This is a genomic window from Stenotrophomonas sp. PAMC25021 (genome assembly GCF_004795795.1).
In the GTDB taxonomy this organism is placed as follows: domain Bacteria; phylum Pseudomonadota; class Gammaproteobacteria; order Xanthomonadales; family Xanthomonadaceae; genus Stenotrophomonas; species Stenotrophomonas muris.
This window is the reverse complement of record NZ_CP039255.1, coordinates 2,692,515-2,709,161: the sequence shown is the minus strand read 5'-3', so window position 1 is coordinate 2,709,161 and position 16,647 is coordinate 2,692,515. Positions and strand designations below refer to the sequence as shown.

The following is a 16,647-nucleotide window of genomic DNA, read 5'->3' as shown; positions in this document are numbered from 1 at the left end:
CAGCGGTCAGCGATCACCGTCACGGCGCAGGCGCGCTCCCAGTCCCTCACGCCACAGCTGCAGCGCGCTGTAGCGCAACCGCACCTGATGCTGCCCGGCCGGCACGCACAACGCATGGAAGAGGCCATTGCCGCGCAGCAGCGGCAGTACCTGGCCATCCTCGAGCTGCGCCTGCCAGCCACGACCGGTGGTTTCGTTGATCACCACCCATGCTGCATGGTCGGCCACCACCGTCAGCTCGATGCGTCCCGGCTGGTAGCGCAGCACCTGTACCGTGGCCTCGCCGGCATCCTGTTCGGCACAGTGGCTGCTGGCGGCTGCCGGCAGCCATAGCTGCCGGTTGAAATCGGTCTGGTTGAACAGCGGCGCAGGCGGTAGACGCTCCTCATGGCGGCGCACCTGCCGCGGATTCAGCACCCGTGGCAGCACGCTGTCACGCCGCGCAAGTTCCACCTGGTCGCCCTGCGCGCTGGAGCCCGGGAACGGCTCCTGGGCCAGCAGCCAACGCACGCCCAGCAGGTCGTACAGGGGAGCAGCGGTGTCTGGCATCCAGGCAGTGGGGACCTTCTGCTGGAAGGTATCCACCGGCTCGCCCGGCATCCCGGTCATCTGCAGATAGTCGCTTGCCAGCAGCGGGTTGTAGCCGTTTGCCAGCGCAATGGCATGCACCGCCGCGCCGTTGGTGAGTCCGCCGATGCCGAAGACCACCGCGCGCTCGGGTATGCCGATATGCCGCTCTGCCGCCAGCAGCGCATAGGCGCGCTGCGCAGGACCCGCACGATCGGCGGTGAGCACCGACTTTGTGCCGCTGCCCGCGTTGAACCTGGTGCCGACGTTGAACAGCAGCAGGTCCAACAGCACCAGCGCCAGCACCCAGCGCGCAGGTGACTGGTGGCGGCGCAGCACCCACACCGCGGCTACGCCCAGCGCGGCGCTGACCGCAAGCCAGGCGAAAGCGAGCGGATGACCATGATCGATCGCCAGCCACGCAGCGCACGCGCCCAGCACTGCGACGACCGCCACGGACACCCGATGCAATCGCAATGGCTGCCGCTGCAGGGCAACCTGCAGGGCACTGGCACCCAGCCACGCCGCCGCAGGCACGGTAAGGAACAGCGCATCGGACGGGCGCCGGAACAGGTCCAGCCCCGGAAGCCAGCCGAACAACCAGGGGAACAGCGGCGTGGCGCCACCCACCGCGACCATGATCGCCAGCGTCAGCGCACACAGCGCGACGCGCGTCGCCGCCGGCTTGCGCCGCAGCACCTCACCGCCCCAGAGCAGCCACAGCGCCAGCGGCACTGCCCCCACATAGAGGTAATCGGCGCTGATATCACCGAAGGCCCAGCTGTCGCCGCGCCCCTGCGAGAACACGTTGCCCGACAGCAGTGTCACCAGTGTCTGCCAGTGGATGGCACCCGGCAGCGCGGCTTCCAGCGTCAGGCCATTGCGATTGGTCTGGTCCAGCCAGGCCAGCGTGGACAGCCACTGCGGCGCACTGACACCACCGGCGAGAATGGCCACCACGCCCAGCTGCCACAGCAGGCGCATGCGCTGCCCCTGTGCCAGCACGACAGCAGCCACGGCGTAGATCACGCACGCGAGGATGATGAAATAGGTGACCTGGGTCAGTTGAAGCGCACACATCCCGCCGGCCACACCGGCCAGCAGGATGTCGCGCATCCGTCCCCGCCGACGGACCTGCTCCAGGCCCAGCCACAGCCAGGGCAGCAGGCAGTAGCTGATGATCATCGGCGTGTGCTGCAGGCGCGACGCGGCCACGCCACCAAACATCAGCGTGAGCGCGAACAGCAGCTGCGCCGGCGGCGGCATGCCCTGCACGCGGCTCAACCGCAGTGCACCCAGGCCGCCTGCCAGCACATGCAGCAGCACCACCACCGTGAACAGGTGCAGGGAGCCCGGCGCCAGCAGCATCGGCAGCAGCATCGTCGGCTGCAGCGTCATCATCTGCGGATCGGCCACCTGCGGGTAGCCACCGTAGAGATACGGATTCCACCAGGGGGCCTGCAGGTGACGCAACTGCTCGGCACTGAAACTGACCGCCGGGAAGAACTGCTGCACGGCATCAAAGGGAATGGTCTTGATGCCACTGAGCCATGGCAGGCACAGAACGATCCACGCAATCAGGAACACGCCTGCCGGTGTGCGCCACGGCCGCTGCCAGCTGCCGCCTTCAATCGCTGTCGAGTGGTGCTGCATTCCCTGCTCCTGTGGCGAACAAACAAAAACGCCGGCAGCTAGCCGGCGCTTGTGCTTGATGACGCGCGAACCTCAGTGCTTGAGATTCTTGCGCAGGCGCTCCAGCGCCTGCAGCTGGACGACGGCTTCGGCCAGCTTCTGCTGGGCTTCAGCCACTTCCATCGCTTCGCCGCGGTTGGCCAGGATGCGCTCGGCTTCTTCCTTGGCCTTGCGGACCGAGGCTTCGTCGATGTCCTGCGCGCGGATCGCGGTGTCGGCCAGCACGGTCACCACCTGCGGCTGCACTTCCAGGATGCCGCCGGAAATGGCGAAATCCAGCTGCTCGCCGTTCGGCGTGGTCACCACCACCTTGCCCGGCTTCAGGCGGGTGATCAGCGGCGCGTGCTTGGGCGCGATGCCCAGTTCGCCCAGCTCACCGGTGGCCACGACCAGGGTCGCTTCGCCACGGAAGATTTCCTGCTCGGCGCTGACGATGTCGCAACGGATCGTGCTCATGCAAATCTCTTCGCTGTTCGCGGCGGCGCAATGCCGCCGTGGGGGTCCACCGGCGCGGGCGGTTGCCCGGCGCCGGCGTCAGGTCAGGCAGGATCGCTCCCGCCCGTCCCGGATCAGGCCTTCTCGGCCATCTTCTTGGCCTTCTCGACCGCTTCTTCGATGCCGCCGACCATGTAGAACGCCTGCTCCGGCAGGTGGTCGTACTCGCCATCGACGATGGCCTTGAAGCCACGGATGGTGTCCTTCAGCGGCACGTACTTGCCCGGCGAACCGGTGAACACTTCGGCCACGTGGAACGGCTGGCTGAAGAAGCGCTCGATCTTGCGGGCGCGCGACACGGCCTGCTTGTCTTCTTCGGACAGTTCGTCCATGCCCAGGATGGCGATGATGTCCTTCAGTTCCTTGTACTTCTGCAGGGTCTGCTGGACGCGCTGGGCGGTGTCGTAGTGCTCGTGGCCGATGACCAGCGGATCCATCTGGCGGCTGGTGGAGTCCAGCGGATCGACGGCCGGGTAGATACCCAGCGAGGCGATCGAACGCGACAGGGTCACGGTCGAGTCCAGGTGGGCGAAGGTGGTCGCCGGCGACGGGTCGGTCAGGTCGTCCGCGGGAACGTAGACGGCCTGGATCGAGGTGATCGAACCGTTCTTGGTCGAGGTGATGCGCTCCTGCAGGACGCCCATTTCCTCGGCCAGGGTCGGCTGGTAACCCACGGCGGACGGCATGCGGCCCAGCAGTGCCGACACTTCGGTACCGGCCAGGGTGTAACGGTAGATGTTGTCGACGAACAGCAGGACGTCCTTACCCTTGCCGTTTTCGTCCTTCTCGTCGCGGAAGTACTCGGCCATGGTCAGGCCGGTCAAGGCGACGCGCAGACGGTTGCCCGGCGGCTCGTTCATCTGGCCGTACACCATCGCCACCTTGTCCAGGACGTTGGAGTCCTTCATTTCGTGGTAGAAGTCGTTGCCCTCACGGGTACGCTCACCCACGCCGGCGAACACGGACAGACCGCTGTGCGCCTTGGCGATGTTGTTGATCAGTTCCATCATGTTGACGGTCTTGCCGACGCCGGCGCCGCCGAACAGGCCGACCTTGCCGCCCTTGGCGAACGGGCACATCAGGTCGATGACCTTGATGCCGGTTTCCAGCAGCTCGGTGGCCGGGGACTGGTCTTCATACGACGGCGCAGCGCGGTGGATTTCCCAGTTGTCGCTGGCAGCGACCGGGCCGGCTTCGTCGATCGGACGGCCAAGCACGTCCATGATGCGGCCCAGGGTGCCGGCGCCGACCGGCACCGAGATGCCACGGCCGGTGTTGACGGCAACCAGGTTGCGCTTCAGGCCGTCGGTGGAACCGAGGGCGATGGTACGCACCACGCCGTCGCCCAGCTGCTGCTGGACTTCGAGGGTGATCTCGGTGTTTTCCACCTTCAGTGCGTCGTACACCTTCGGCACCGATTCACGCGGGAATTCGACGTCGACGACCGCGCCGATGATCTGAACGATCTTGCCCTGACTCATTGCTGCATCCTCTAATGTGTGCTTTGAACGAACGCGGTCAGACTGCTGCCGCGCCGCCGACGATTTCGGAGATTTCCTGGGTGATCGCTGCCTGGCGCGCCTTGTTGTAGACGAGCTGCAGGGTGCCGATCAGCTTGTTGGCGTTGTCGCTCGCTGCCTTCATCGCAACCATGCGTGCCGCATGCTCGGAGGCGACGTTTTCCAGCAGTGCCTGGTACACCAGCGACTCGATGTAACGCGTCATCACGTGCTCGAGCACGGTCGCGGCATCGGGTTCGTACAGGTAGTCCCAGTCGTGGTGAGCGACCTGCTTCTCAGCCGGCGGCAGCGGCAGCAGCTGATCGAAGCTGGCCTTCTGCACCATGGTGTTCACGAAGCGGTTGTAGACCAGGTACACGCGGTCGATCCTGCCTTCGGTGAAGGCGTCGAGCATGACCTTGATCACACCGATCAGCGATTCCAGCTTCGGCACGTCGCCGATGTGGGTCACGCTGCCGACCATGTTGACCTTCACGCGGCGGAAGAAGGTCGAAGCCTTCTGGCCGATGGTCACCAGGTCCACTTCGGCACCCTTGTCCTGCCATGCCTTGGCTTCGCCCAGCATCTTGCGGAACAGGTTGTTGTTCAGGCCGCCGGCCAGGCCGCGATCGGAGGAGATCACGATGAAACCGACCCGCTTGACCTGCTCGCGCTCGACCAGGAACGGATGCTGGTAGTCGGTGCTGGCCTGGGCCAGATGACCGATCACCTGCTTCATCGCCTGCGCGTACGGACGCGAGGTCTTCATCCGATCCTGCGCCTTGCGGATCTTGGAGGCCGAGACCATTTCCAGGGCGCGCGTCACCTTGCGGGTGTTCTGCACGCTCTTGATCTTGGTTTTGATTTCGCGTCCGCTTGCCATCTCTTGTTTCCCGTGGCGCGGGGCTGATGCCCCGCGTTGTTCAACCGTTTGTCATCTGGTCCAGCGGAGCCAGCGGCTCCGCTCTACAGGACCGCGATTACCAGCTGCCGGTGGTCTTGAACTCGGCGATGCCCTTCTTGAAGGCACCTTCGATGTCGTTGTCCCAACCGCCGGTGGCGTTGACCTTGCTGATCAGCTCGCCCTGGGTGTTGGCGAAGTGGGCGTGCAGGCCTTCTTCGAACGCCAGCAGCTTGTTGACCGGCACGTCGTCGAGGTAACCCTCGTTGACGGCGTAGATCGACAGCGCCTGGTTGGCGATCGACATCGGCGCGTACTGCTTCTGCTTCATCAGCTCGGTGACGCGCTGGCCACGCTCCAGCTGCTTGCGGGTCGCTTCGTCCAGGTCCGAGGCGAACTGCGCGAACGCAGCCAGCTCACGGTACTGGGCCAGCGAGATGCGGATGCCGCCCGACAGCTTCTTGATGATCCTGGTCTGGGCCGAGCCACCGACGCGCGACACCGAGATACCGGCGTTCACGGCCGGGCGGATGCCGGCGTTGAACAGGTCGGTTTCCAGGAAGATCTGGCCGTCGGTGATCGAGATCACGTTGGTCGGAACGAAGGCGGACACGTCGCCGGCCTGGGTCTCGATGATCGGCAGCGCGGTCAGCGAACCGGTCTTGCCAGTGACCTTGCCTTCGGTGAACTTCTCGACGTATTCCTCGGACACGCGGGCAGCGCGCTCGAGCAGACGGGAGTGCAGGTAGAACACGTCACCCGGGTAGGCTTCACGGCCCGGCGGACGCTTCAGCAGCAGCGAGATCTGGCGGTAGGCAACGGCCTGCTTGGACAGATCGTCGTACACGATCAGCGCGTCTTCGCCGCGGTCCATGAAGTACTCACCCATGGTGCAGCCCGAGTAGGCGCTGATGTACTGCATGGCAGCCGATTCGGAAGCGGTCGCGGCCACCACGATGGTGTGGGCCAGCGCGCCGTTCTCTTCCAGCTTGCGCACGATGTTGGCGATGGTCGACGCCTTCTGGCCGATCGCAACGTACACGCACTTGATGCCGGTGCCCTTCTGGTTGATCACCGCATCGATCGCCATGGCGGTCTTGCCGGTCTGGCGGTCACCGATGATCAGCTCGCGCTGGCCACGGCCGATCGGGATCATCGAGTCGACCGACTTGTAACCGGTCTGCACCGGCTGGTCGACCGACTTGCGCCAGATCACGCCCGGCGCAACACGCTCCACCGGAGCGGTCAGGTCGGTGCCCAGCGGGCCCTTGCCGTCGATCGGCTCGCCCAGCGCGTTCACGACGCGGCCCAGCAGTTCCGGGCCGACCGGCACTTCCAGGATGCGGCCGGTGGTCTTGGCGACGTCGCCTTCGCGCAGGTGCTCGTAGTCACCCAGGACCACGGCGCCGACCGAGTCGCGCTCCAGGTTCAGGGCCAGGGCGAAGGTGTTGTTCGGCAGTTCGATCATTTCGCCCTGCATCACGTCGGCCAGACCGAAGATGCGCACGATGCCGTCGGACACGCTGGTCACGGTGCCTTCGTTGCGCGATTCCGCGGCCAGCTTGACCTTCTCGATGCGGTTCTTGATCAGTTCGCTGATTTCGGAGGGGTTGAGCGTGGTTGCCATCGTCAAGTCCTAGTGCCGGCAGCGGGGCCGGACGTTAAATGAATTCAGTTAGCGAGCGCGGTCTGCAGACGGGCCAGCTTGCCCTTCAGCGAACCATCGATGACCACGTCGCCGGCGTCGATCACGGCGCCGCCGATCAGCGAAGCATCGACCGCGGTGGTCACGTCGACCTCGCGGTTGAAGCGCTTGCGCAGCGCAACCTTGATCGCGTCCAGCTCGCCGGCCGACAGCTCGGAAGCCGAGGTCACCGTGGCCTTGACCACGTGCTCGGCTTCGGCGCGCAGGGCGTCGAACATGCCGGAGATTTCCGGCAGCAGCGGCAGACGATGCGATTCGGCCAGGATGGCCAGGAAGCGCGAGTAGGTCTCGCCGTGCGAGACCGGCGCCAGCAGGGCGACGGCGTCGTCACGACCCAGCTCCGGGTTGGCGAGCAGGGCCGCCACGCGCGGGTCGGCGGCGACGTGGGCGGAGAACGCCAGGGCGTCCGACCACGGCGCGAACGCACCTTCGTCGCGCGCGGTCGCGAACGCGGCGCGGGCGTACGGGCGGGCAAGCGTGAGGGCCTGGCTCATCCTTAGATCTCCGAGGCCAGCTCGTCGAGCAGCGCCTTGTGGGCGTTGGCGTCGATTTCGCGCTTGAGCAGCTTTTCGGCACCGGTCACGGCCAGCGCGGACACCTGCTTGCGCAGATCTTCACGGGCACGGTTGGCGGCGGCGTCGATTTCAGCCTGGGCCAGTTCCTTCTGACGGGTGGCTTCGGTGATCGCTTCGTTACGGGCTGCATCAACGATCTGGTTGGCACGCGCGTGGGCCTGATCGATGATCTCGTTGGCCTTGGTGCGGGCTTCCTTCAGCGCTTCGTTGACCTTCTCCTGCGCCTGGGCCAGATCTTTCTGGCTGCGGTCGGCAGCAGCGAGGCCTTCAGCAATCTTCTGCTGGCGCTCTTCGATCGCGTTCATCAGCGGCGGCCAGATCTTGGTCGCGATGATCCAGATCAGACCAGCGAAGGCCAGCGCCTGCGCAAGAAGGGTGAAATTGATATTCATGGTTAGCTCGATCGCTGGTTTCGGGGTGGACGTGCCGCCGAAGCGGCACATCCGGCCTTCATCCGAAACCGGGTGCATCAGCACCCGGTCGTCTCAAACCGCTGTATCAGCCGGCCAGAGCCTTGGTGACGGCGCCAGCAAAGGCAGCCGACAGCGGGTTGGCGAAGGCCAGCAGCAGGCCAACGGCGACCGAGATGATGAACGCGGCGTCGATCAGGCCGGCGGTGATGAACATGCGGACCTGCAGGACCGGGATCAGTTCCGGCTGGCGCGCGGCCGACTCCAGGAACTTACCAGCCATGATGGCCAGACCCAGACCGGCGCCCAGCGCGGCCAGGCCGATCATGATGCCGACGGCAAGGGCGGTGGAGCTCTGAATCTGCGCGAAGTTGGTCAGGACGGCGAAGTACATGGTTATCTCCAGGAACTTAAGTTGCTAAGGGTGATGAAACGGATGAAGGTTGAAACGCGTTGAAGCTTGAAACTCAGTGAGCGTCTTCCGACAGGCTCAGGTACACGATCGACAGCATCATGAAGATGAAGGCCTGCAGCGGGATCACCAGCAGGTGGAACAGCATCCAGCCGAGGCCGAACACACCACCCGCGATGGCGCCGAAGAAACCGGCACCACCCAGCACCCAGATCAGCAGGAACACGATTTCGCCGCCGAACATGTTGCCGAACAGTCGCATCGCCAGCGAGATCGGCTTACTCAGCCACTCGACGATGTTGAGGATCAGGTTGAACGGCATCATCCACTTGCCGAACGGCGCCGTCAGGAATTCCTTGACGAAGCCGACCAGGCCCTTGGACTTGAGCGCGAAGAACAGCATCAGGAAGAACACGCTGATGGCCATGCCGAGGGTGGCATTGACGTCAGCGGTCGGCACCGGCTTCCAGTAGTGCACGCCCACCCATTCCAGCGGCTTGGCGATGAAATCGGCCGGGATCATCTTCAGCAGATTCATCAACAGGATCCAGAAGAAGATCGTGATGGCGATCGGCGTGACCAGCTTGCTCTTGCCGTGGTAGGTGTCCTTGGCCTGGCGGTCGACGAACTCCAGGCAGATCTCGACGAAGGCCTGCCACTTGCCCGGCACGCCGGCGGTGGCCTTGCGGGTCCCCAGCCAGAACGCGACAACGATCACCAGGCCCATCAGGACGGCGGTGAGGAAGGTATCGACGTGGATATGCCAGAACATACCCTCACCCTTGCCGACCGGTGCGGTCAGGTTGTGCAGGTGATGCTGGATGTAGCTGGTAGGGGTTAGAGCCTCGCCCGCCATGTGTCCGGAACCTTCAGTTAATTGAATTCTGTCAACGCCTGGCCATGGCCAGGACCTGGAACATCAAGCCGACGGCGATACCGGCCAACAGCGCCAATGCAGGCAGCTTGAAGACCAGGAACCCCACCAGCAGGACGCCGAAAACCACGACCCACTTGGCCACGATCGCAATGATCAGGCGAGCCATCGCCGATCCTGCGGCCACCGCACCACCGCCCAGAGCCATCCGTGCCGCAACCCAGCCGCCGGCCGAAATGGCCACACCGGACGCCAGCGCGCCGAGGGCATACTTCGGACCTACCAGCAGGAAGGCCAGGGCCAGGACAGCCACCGCGGCCAGCGGGTAGACCGCGGCGCGCAGCATCAGTCGCCGACCCGCATCAACGGAGTTCAGCACAGGACGTCCCGCGTGGTTGCAAGTGGAGGGCTGAGGCGGCTACAGCAGGGGGGCCTCATCGAGCCGCCAAATTATAGCAATGGGACAATTTGCGAGACAACCGCTGCCTGTTCATCCCTGGAAGCCGCAAGTTGCGGTAACGGTTACATTTTTGCGTGCCACCCGGGGGACAATGACGTCCGCGTGATGCTGCACCGCAGTATTGAACTTTGGTCGCAGGCGCGGAACTTTCGCTGGATGCGCCGGTCCGATCTTTCGACCTGCCTGCAGCAACCTCGTCGACGCTCCGCCCCGCAGGTCCCACGATGGCCCCGAAGCCCGTCTCCGGGGCCATCTTTTTGCGTCGTCGCGACAGGGCTGAACCGTGCACACTCCGTGGACCATACGTTCACGGATGGTGGACGGCGGCGTCCGGCACAGTGGTCTTCATTCTGATGAACCACTGCAAGGACTCTTCGATGCGCCCCGTACCCACCCTGCTCGCCCTTTCCCTGCTCGCTGCCGGCGCCTCGTTCGCCAATGCCGCCCACGCCGCCGAAGGCGACGACCGCTTCGCCATCCGTCTGGGTGCGATGAACATCGATTCGGACAACACGCTGCGTGGCAGCACCACCGTGGCCGGCCAGGACATCTCCCTGGACCAGGACTTCAAGCTGGGTGGCAAGGAATGGGAGCCGCGCATCGACGGCATGTTCCGCATCAGCAACCGTCAGCGCCTGCTGTTCAACTACTTCAAGTACGACAAGGACCGTCGCGAGACGCTTGACCAGGGCATTTCCTTCGGCGGTGAGAGCGTGCCGGCCGGCAGCTTCGTGAAGGGCGAGCTGAAGTACCAGGTGGCCAGCCTGGTCTATGACTACTCGGTCGTCGATACCGACACCTTCGACCTGGGCCTGCAGATCGGTGGCGAGTACGCCAAGGTCAGCACCAAGGGCTACGCGGACCTGGGCACGGTGTATGAAGGCCAGTTCCTCAACGAGAAGGCCGATGGCGTGGCACCGGTGGTGGGTGCGCGCATGACCTTCACTCCGTCCGAGCGCTGGATGATCACGCTGCAGGGCCAGTACCTGAACACGCGCTGGGGCAGTTTCGATGACTACAAGGGCGACCTGAGCCGCGCCAATGCGATCGTCGATTACCGCTTCACCAAGAACTTCGGTGTGTTCGCCGGCTACGACTGGTTCAAGCTGGACGTGGACAAGAAGGGCAGCGACGGCACGGTCGGCCTGAAGCAGGAATTCAAGGGCCCGGTGGCCGGTATCAGCTTCGTGTTCTGATCCCCTGCCCCTTCCACGGCATCTTCTCTCCTGGCGCGGCCTCCGGAACATCGGGGCCGCGTTTTTTCTTTGCATCGTCGAGCAGAAAAGCAGGCTGGTCGAGCGCTGGGAAGAGGGGCTTGCGTGCGAATGTCCCCCGGCGCCGGCCTGCGGCCGACGCCTCCTCCTTTACTTCGCACACAACCCCCGCTCCCTCCGCGTGTCAGGCATCCCGGCGGCCCAGGCACTGGCTCTCGACTATCTGCAAGCCGAGCCGCTGCACGGGTGGCAATTGCCGTAGACGCATGCGTGGTCGAGCGCTGGGGGAAGAGGGGCTTGCGTGCGAATGTCCCCCGGCGCCGGCCTACGGCCGTCACCTCCTCCTTTACTTCGCACACAAGCCCCTCTTCCCCCGCGTGTCAGGCATCCAGGCGGGCCAGGCTGTGGCTCTCGACTATCCGCAAGCCGAGCCGCTGCGCGGGTGGCGGGCATTTCGACAAAGTAAAGGAGGAGGCGACCGCCGCAGGCGGGCGACGGGGGACATTTGTCGAAATGCCTGCCACCCGCGCAGCGGCCCCACCCTTTGCTGCAGCACTGATCGAAGAAAAAAAGCCCCGGCAGATGCCAGGGCTTTTCGTTCGGAACGGCGCGGACGCCTTACTTCTTCTTCGGCATGTACAGATCGGTGATCGTGCCGTCGTAGATTTCCGAGGCCATCGCCACCGACTCGCTCAGCGTCGGATGCGCATGGATGGTGTGGCCGATGTCTTCCGCTTCCGCACCCATCTCGATCGCCAGGCCGATCTCGGCCAGCAGGTCGCCGGCATGCACGCCGACGATCGCGCCACCGATGATGCGGTGGGTCTCTTCGTCGAAGATCAGCTTGGTGAAGCCCTCGGTGCGACCGATGCCGATCGCGCGGCCACTGGCGGCCCACGGGAACTTGGCCACGCCGACCTTCAGGCCCTTGGCCTTGGCTTCGGTCTCGGTCACGCCGACCCAGGCGATTTCCGGGTTGGTGTAGGCCACCGACGGAATCACGCGGGCGACCCACTCCTTCTTGTGGCCGGCTGCCACTTCAGCGGCCAGCTTGCCCTCGTGCGTGGCCTTGTGGGCCAGCATCGGGTTGCCGACGATGTCGCCGATGGCAAAGATGTGCGGCACGTTGGTACGCATCTGCCGATCGACCGGGATGAAGCCGCGGTCGGTGACCTGCACGCCGGCCTTCTCGGCATCGATCTTCTTGCCGTTCGGCGAGCGGCCCACGGCCACCAGCACGCGGTCGAAGGTGCCCTGCGCCAGCGCAGGCGCCTGGCCTTCCTCGGCGGCTTCGAAGGTCACGGTGATGCCCTTGGCATCGGCGGTGACGCCCGAGGCCTTGGTCTTCAGGTGCACGTCGATGCCCTGCCTCTTCAGGCGGTCGGCCAGCGGCTTGACCAGGTCCTTGTCGGCGCCGGGCATCAGCTGGTCCATGAACTCGACCACGGTGACCTTGCTGCCCAGCGCGCTGTACACGGTGGCCATTTCCAGGCCGATGATGCCGCCGCCGACGACCAGCAGCGAGCCCGGCACTTCGGCCAGCTCCAGCGCATCGGTGGAATCCATCACGCGCTTGTCGTCCCACGGGAAGTTCGGCAGCTTCACCGCCTGCGAACCGGCGGCGATGATGCATTTCTGGAAGCGCAGCAGCTGGGTGCTGCCATCAGCGGCGGTGATCTCCAGCTCGTTGGCCGAAACAAACTTGCCGACGCCCTGCACGTTGCGGACCTTGCGCTGCTTGGCCATCCCGGCCAGGCCCTTGGTCAGCTGGTTGACGACCTTTTCCTTGTACGCGCGCAGCTTGTCCAGGGTGATGGTCGGCTTGCCGAACTCGACGCCGAAATCACCGGCGTGGGCCACTTCGTCGATGACCGCAGCAGCATGCAGCAGCGCCTTGGACGGGATGCAGCCGACATTGAGGCAGACGCCGCCGAGGCTGGCGTAACGTTCGACCAGCACCGTATCCAGGCCGACGTCGGCGGCGCGGAAGGCTGCGGTGTAGCCGCCCGGGCCGGAGCCCAGCACGACCATCTCGCATTCGATGTCGGCCGGCTTGCCGCTGGACAGCGCCGGCTTCGGCGCAGCCGGTTCGGCCGGGGCGCGGTGCGACGGGGTCACCGGCGGCTTGCTGGCCGGGGCGGCCGGAGCCGGCGCGGCGGCCTTGGCCGGGGCTTCGGCGGCGCCTTCAGTGTCCAGCACCACGACCACGGCGCCTTCGGACAGGGTGTCGCCCAGCTTGACCTTGATTTCCTTGACCACGCCGGCGGCCGAGGACGGCACTTCCAGGGTGGCCTTGTCCGACTCCAGGGTCACCAGACCCTGATCCTTCTTCACCGTGTCGCCGACGGCGACCAACACTTCGATCACCGGCACATCGCTGTAATCGCCGATGTCGGGAACCTTGACTTCAATCGTGGCCATGGTGGGTTTTCCTCGTGCCCGCCCGGCGGCGCCGGCGGGCTGTCACTGCATCTGTTCACGCGGCCGCGCCAGGGGCTGCGGCCGCACGGTGGGGGCGAAGCGGTGCCTTACAGCAGCACGCGGCGCATGTCGGCCAGTACCTGCGACAGGTACGTGGTGAAGCGTGCGGCCAGTGCGCCGTCGATGACGCGGTGGTCGTAGCTCAGCGACAGCGGCAGCATCAGCTTCGGTGCGAATTCCTTGCCGTTCCAGACCGGCTGGATGGACGACTTGGAGACGCCGAGGATGGCCACTTCCGGTGCGTTGACGATCGGGGTGAACGCGGTGCCGCCGATGCCGCCCAACGAGCTGATCGAGAAGCAGCCGCCGCTCATGTCCGCCGGGCCCAGCTTGCCGTCGCGTGCCTTCTTGGCCAGTTCGCCGGTTTCCTGCGCGATCTGCACCACACCCTTCTTGTCCACGTCGCGGATGACCGGCACGACCAGGCCGTTCGGCGTGTCGGCGGCGAAACCGATGTGGAAGTACTTCTTCAGGGTCAGGTTTTCACCGCTGGCATCGAGCGAGGCGTTGAATTCCGGGAACTTCTTCAGCGCTGCGGCGCTGGCCTTGATCAGGAAGGCGAGCATGGTCAGCTTGATGCCGGCCTTCTCGTTCTCCTTGTTCAACGCCACGCGCAGGCCTTCCAGGTCGGTGATGTCGGCCTGCTCGAACTGGGTGACGTGCGGGATCATGGCCCAGTTGCGGGCCAGGTTCGCACCGGAGATCTTCTTGATGCGCGACAGCGGCTGGACTTCGGTCTCGCCGAACTTGCTGAAGTCGACCTTCGGCCACGGCAGCAGGTTCAGGCCACCACCAGCAGCGACGGCGCCACCGGCAGCTGCCGGCACGCCACCGCTGAGCGCGGCCTTGACGAACTTCTGTACGTCACCCTTGGTGATGCGGCCACCCTTCTCGGTGCCGTTGATCTGCAGCAGGTCCACGCCCAGCTCGCGGGCGAACACGCGCACCGCCGGGGTGGCGTACGGCACCTTGGCCGGCAGCACGCCATCGGCATTGAACTGCACCGGCGGGCTGGACGGGGTACCGGCCGAGGCGATCTCGCGGGCCGCCAGCTTGTCCGGCTGCGCCGGCACAGCGACCGGCTCGACCTTGGTGGCGGTCTCTGCGGCAGCCGGAGCGGCAGCAGCAGCGGCCTTGGTCGGCGCCGGCGCGGCAGCGCCCTCGGCTTCGATGATGGCAACCACGTCGCCTTGCGACAGATTGTCGCCCACCTTGACCTTGATCTCCTTGACCACACCGGCCACAGACGACGGCACTTCCATGGTGGCCTTGTCGCTTTCCAGCGTGACCAGGCCCTGGTCCTTCTTGACCGTATCGCCCACGGCGACCAGCACTTCGATGACCGGAATGCCGGCGTAGTCGCCGATGTCCGGCACCAGGGCTTCAACCGCACCACCGCTGGCAGCCGGAGCGGCCGGCGCAGCTGCGGCCGGCGCGCTCTGGGTGGCGGCAGCCGGGGCAGCGGCCTTGGCCGGTGCCGGTGCCGGTGCCGGTGCGGCAGCGGCCGGCTTGGCGGCTTCGGCTTCGCCTTCGGCCACTTCGATCAGGGCCACGACCTTGCCTTCGGACAGGCTGTCGCCCACTTTGACCTTGAGCTCCTTGACCACGCCCGCCACCGAGGACGGCACTTCCATGGTCGCCTTGTCGCTTTCCAGCGTCACCAGGCCCTGGTCCTTCTTGACCGTGTCGCCGACGGCGACAAGCACCTCGATTACCGGGATATCGCTGTAGTCACCGATATCGGGGACAAGTGCTTCCTTGATTTCGGCCATGGGGATAACTCCGGCAATCTGGTGTAGGGAAACGTCTATTGTGCGGCCAGCGGGGTCCAGCGCCAACCGTTACAGGTGTTTTCAGTACGCACGCAGCCGGGACAGGCTGTTGCCCATGGGTCGGGTGCGCGACCAGTCGGTAGCGTATTGTCCAGGCGATGTCCGCTTCATGTCGCCCGCGCGTCGGCCACCGGCTGCCAGGCCTGGCGCAGGCGCGGCAACGACCACGCCGCATTGGCAGGGCTGGTCGACGGCAGCGCGACCACCTTCGGCGGGGCCTCCAGCCGCGGCAACACCCAGCGCTGGAATGCCTGCAATGACGCGCCGCCATTGCAGCCGATCAGCGTCAGCTCAGGCAACGTGGCGATCAGTTCCGGCAGTGCATTGGCCACTTCCGTGCCACGCACGATGTCCGCATCCAGGCTGCCGCGCCGCTCGCAGCGCCCGATCACATCCCACAGGCCGATGCCTGCGGCCTTCAACGCCTGCAGCCGTTGCGCATAGGGCAGATCCGCGTCGAAACCGCAGATATCGGCCATCAGCGGCCAGAAGCGGTTGCGAGGATGCGCGTAGTAGCGCTGCTCCTGCAGGGATGCCACGCCTGGCATCGAGCCCAGCAGCAGCACCCGGCATCCCACGTTCACCTGCGCTGGCAGGCCAATGCACAACGTTGCCGTGCTCACATCTTCTCCAACTGCATGAATGTCGGCGAGAGCAGAAAACGCCATGAATAAAGGCATTCCGCACCCGTCGCTGAACAAGGAAAACTATTTTTTAACGTGCGTCGGATTCGATTCATGTTTGGGCGACTACGGTGTGCTCGCCCCGCAACCGGGGGCCCAAAACAAGAAACATTAGGAGATACCCCCATGCGCTCCATCCGTATCCTGAGTCTCGCCCTGCTGACCTCCGCCGCCTTCGCGCCGGCCGCTTTCGCCCAGGACAGCAGCACCACCAATACCGCTTCGGGCAAGCATTTTGCCGTTGTTGGCGGCATCTCGCTGCTGGAGCCGAAGAACGACCCGATCACCGGCGTGAAGAAGACCGACGGTGGCCCGGCGCCGACCGTCAGCTTCAGCTACTACATCAACGACAACTGGGCCGTTGAGCTGTGGGGCGCTGCCGACAAGTTCGACAACAAGTTCAAGGGCCCGAACAACGCCCGCCTGGGTTCGGTCGAGCAGCAGCCGGTCGCGCTGAGCGGCCAGTACCACTTCGGGCAGGCTGACAACGTGTTCCGCCCGTTCGTGGGCGTGGGCTACTACCAGTCGAGCTTCAGCAACGAGAAGCTGGGCAACGGTGCTGACACCGACATCCGCTTCAAGGATGCCAAGGGCGTGATCGGCACCGTCGGCGTCGACATGAACATCAACTCCACCTGGTTCGCCCGCGCTGACGCCCGCTACATGCGCGCCCGCCCGGACATCAAGGTCGGCGGCGAGAAGATCGGCGAAGCCAAGATGGATCCGTGGACCGTCGGCTTCGGCATCGGCGCCCGCTTCTGATCCAGGCAGCACCTGCTTCACTGATGCAACGCGACGGGCCCTTCGGGGCCCGTCGTCGTTTCCGTCACCCGCGTTCCGCGTGTAG

Annotated in this window: 15 protein-coding genes; 2 read left to right on the top strand and 13 right to left on the bottom strand. The window is 65.3% G+C overall.

The features are described from left to right. Positions 1–6 precede the first annotated feature (6 nt). The 10 genes from E5790_RS12750 to E5790_RS12705 all read right to left on the bottom strand — a co-directional run bounded on the left by E5790_RS12750 (position 7) and on the right by E5790_RS12705 (position 9,509). Positions 7–2,220 carry a hypothetical protein gene (locus E5790_RS12750; RefSeq protein ID WP_049440009.1) on the bottom strand — a complete coding sequence of 738 codons (2,214 nt, stop codon included), beginning with the start codon at positions 2,218–2,220 and terminating at the stop codon, positions 7–9. Positions 2,221–2,292: 72 nt separating this feature from the next. Continuing rightward, the gene (locus E5790_RS12745; protein ID WP_005419509.1) at positions 2,293–2,715 is read right to left on the bottom strand and encodes a F0F1 ATP synthase subunit epsilon; all 423 of its coding nucleotides are present in this window, start codon (positions 2,713–2,715) and stop codon (positions 2,293–2,295) included. Positions 2,716–2,828: 113 nt separating this feature from the next. Continuing rightward, the gene (atpD, locus tag E5790_RS12740) at positions 2,829–4,235 is read right to left on the bottom strand and encodes a F0F1 ATP synthase subunit beta (protein WP_005419510.1); all 1,407 of its coding nucleotides are present in this window, start codon (positions 4,233–4,235) and stop codon (positions 2,829–2,831) included. A 37-nt stretch (positions 4,236–4,272) separates the two neighbouring features. After that, on the bottom strand, positions 4,273–5,136 hold the full coding sequence (atpG, locus tag E5790_RS12735) for a F0F1 ATP synthase subunit gamma (RefSeq protein WP_014648494.1): 864 nt from the start codon (positions 5,134–5,136) through the stop codon (positions 4,273–4,275). Positions 5,137–5,233: 97 nt separating this feature from the next. Beyond that, entirely contained in the window at positions 5,234–6,781 is a 1,548-nt protein-coding gene (gene atpA, locus E5790_RS12730; RefSeq protein WP_136191759.1) for a F0F1 ATP synthase subunit alpha, read from the bottom strand. A gap of 44 nt (positions 6,782–6,825) precedes the next feature. Further along, on the bottom strand, positions 6,826–7,353 hold the full coding sequence (locus E5790_RS12725; RefSeq protein ID WP_032129048.1) for a F0F1 ATP synthase subunit delta: 528 nt from the start codon (positions 7,351–7,353) through the stop codon (positions 6,826–6,828). Positions 7,354–7,355: 2 nt separating this feature from the next. Then, positions 7,356–7,826, bottom strand: a complete 471-nt coding sequence (locus E5790_RS12720) for a F0F1 ATP synthase subunit B (RefSeq protein WP_005419512.1) — start codon at positions 7,824–7,826, stop codon at positions 7,356–7,358. A 106-nt stretch (positions 7,827–7,932) separates the two neighbouring features. Further along, positions 7,933–8,238 carry a F0F1 ATP synthase subunit C gene (atpE, locus tag E5790_RS12715; protein WP_005411133.1) on the bottom strand — a complete coding sequence of 102 codons (306 nt, stop codon included), beginning with the start codon at positions 8,236–8,238 and terminating at the stop codon, positions 7,933–7,935. A gap of 73 nt (positions 8,239–8,311) precedes the next feature. Then, a complete protein-coding gene (gene atpB / locus E5790_RS12710) occupies positions 8,312–9,112 on the bottom strand; it encodes a F0F1 ATP synthase subunit A (RefSeq protein WP_014038569.1) in 801 nt (266 codons plus the stop codon). A gap of 31 nt (positions 9,113–9,143) precedes the next feature. Then, positions 9,144–9,509 (bottom strand): hypothetical protein, encoded by a 366-nt coding sequence (locus tag E5790_RS12705; RefSeq protein ID WP_014648497.1) that lies wholly within the window; start codon positions 9,507–9,509, stop codon positions 9,144–9,146. 458 nt (positions 9,510–9,967) lie between these two features. On the opposite strand from E5790_RS12705, the gene E5790_RS12700 reads away from it, so the two are divergent. Further along, positions 9,968–10,786 (top strand): hypothetical protein, encoded by an 819-nt coding sequence (locus E5790_RS12700; protein WP_046432636.1) that lies wholly within the window; start codon positions 9,968–9,970, stop codon positions 10,784–10,786. 636 nt (positions 10,787–11,422) lie between these two features. Here the strand turns inward: E5790_RS12700 and lpdA are convergent. The 3 genes from lpdA to E5790_RS12685 form a co-directional block, all read right to left on the bottom strand. Then, positions 11,423–13,225, bottom strand: a complete 1,803-nt coding sequence (gene lpdA, locus E5790_RS12695; protein ID WP_111206402.1) for a dihydrolipoyl dehydrogenase — start codon at positions 13,223–13,225, stop codon at positions 11,423–11,425. Between the two features lie 107 nt (positions 13,226–13,332). Beyond that, positions 13,333–15,057 carry a dihydrolipoyllysine-residue acetyltransferase gene (aceF, locus tag E5790_RS12690; RefSeq protein ID WP_069117823.1) on the bottom strand — a complete coding sequence of 575 codons (1,725 nt, stop codon included), beginning with the start codon at positions 15,055–15,057 and terminating at the stop codon, positions 13,333–13,335. 167 nt (positions 15,058–15,224) lie between these two features. Continuing rightward, positions 15,225–15,740, bottom strand: a complete 516-nt coding sequence (locus E5790_RS12685) for a DNA-deoxyinosine glycosylase (protein WP_049440016.1) — start codon at positions 15,738–15,740, stop codon at positions 15,225–15,227. Between the two features lie 186 nt (positions 15,741–15,926). Here E5790_RS12685 and E5790_RS12680 point away from each other — a divergent pair, with 186 nt between their 5' ends. Next, positions 15,927–16,562, top strand: a complete 636-nt coding sequence (locus E5790_RS12680; RefSeq protein WP_136191758.1) for an OmpW family outer membrane protein — start codon at positions 15,927–15,929, stop codon at positions 16,560–16,562. Positions 16,563–16,647: the final 85 nt, after the last annotated feature.

Excerpts from the sequence above, each read along its gene's own strand:
- E5790_RS12750 (WP_049440009.1), bottom strand. The coding sequence starts at position 2,220 with ATGCAGCACCACTCGACAGCGATTGAAGGCGGCAGCTGGCAGCGGCCG.
- E5790_RS12745 (WP_005419509.1), bottom strand. The coding sequence starts at position 2,715 with ATGAGCACGATCCGTTGCGACATCGTCAGCGCCGAGCAGGAAATCTTC.
- atpD (WP_005419510.1), bottom strand. The coding sequence starts at position 4,235 with ATGAGTCAGGGCAAGATCGTTCAGATCATCGGCGCGGTCGTCGACGTC.
- atpG (WP_014648494.1), bottom strand. The coding sequence starts at position 5,136 with ATGGCAAGCGGACGCGAAATCAAAACCAAGATCAAGAGCGTGCAGAAC.
- atpA (WP_136191759.1), bottom strand. The coding sequence starts at position 6,781 with ATGGCAACCACGCTCAACCCCTCCGAAATCAGCGAACTGATCAAGAAC.
- E5790_RS12725 (WP_032129048.1), bottom strand. The coding sequence starts at position 7,353 with ATGAGCCAGGCCCTCACGCTTGCCCGCCCGTACGCCCGCGCCGCGTTC.
- E5790_RS12720 (WP_005419512.1), bottom strand. The coding sequence starts at position 7,826 with ATGAATATCAATTTCACCCTTCTTGCGCAGGCGCTGGCCTTCGCTGGT.
- atpE (WP_005411133.1), bottom strand. The coding sequence starts at position 8,238 with ATGTACTTCGCCGTCCTGACCAACTTCGCGCAGATTCAGAGCTCCACC.
- atpB (WP_014038569.1), bottom strand. The coding sequence starts at position 9,112 with ATGGCGGGCGAGGCTCTAACCCCTACCAGCTACATCCAGCATCACCTG.
- E5790_RS12700 (WP_046432636.1), top strand. The coding sequence starts at position 9,968 with ATGCGCCCCGTACCCACCCTGCTCGCCCTTTCCCTGCTCGCTGCCGGC.
- lpdA (WP_111206402.1), bottom strand. The coding sequence starts at position 13,225 with ATGGCCACGATTGAAGTCAAGGTTCCCGACATCGGCGATTACAGCGAT.
- aceF (WP_069117823.1), bottom strand. The coding sequence starts at position 15,057 with ATGGCCGAAATCAAGGAAGCACTTGTCCCCGATATCGGTGACTACAGC.
- E5790_RS12680 (WP_136191758.1), top strand. The coding sequence starts at position 15,927 with ATGCGCTCCATCCGTATCCTGAGTCTCGCCCTGCTGACCTCCGCCGCC.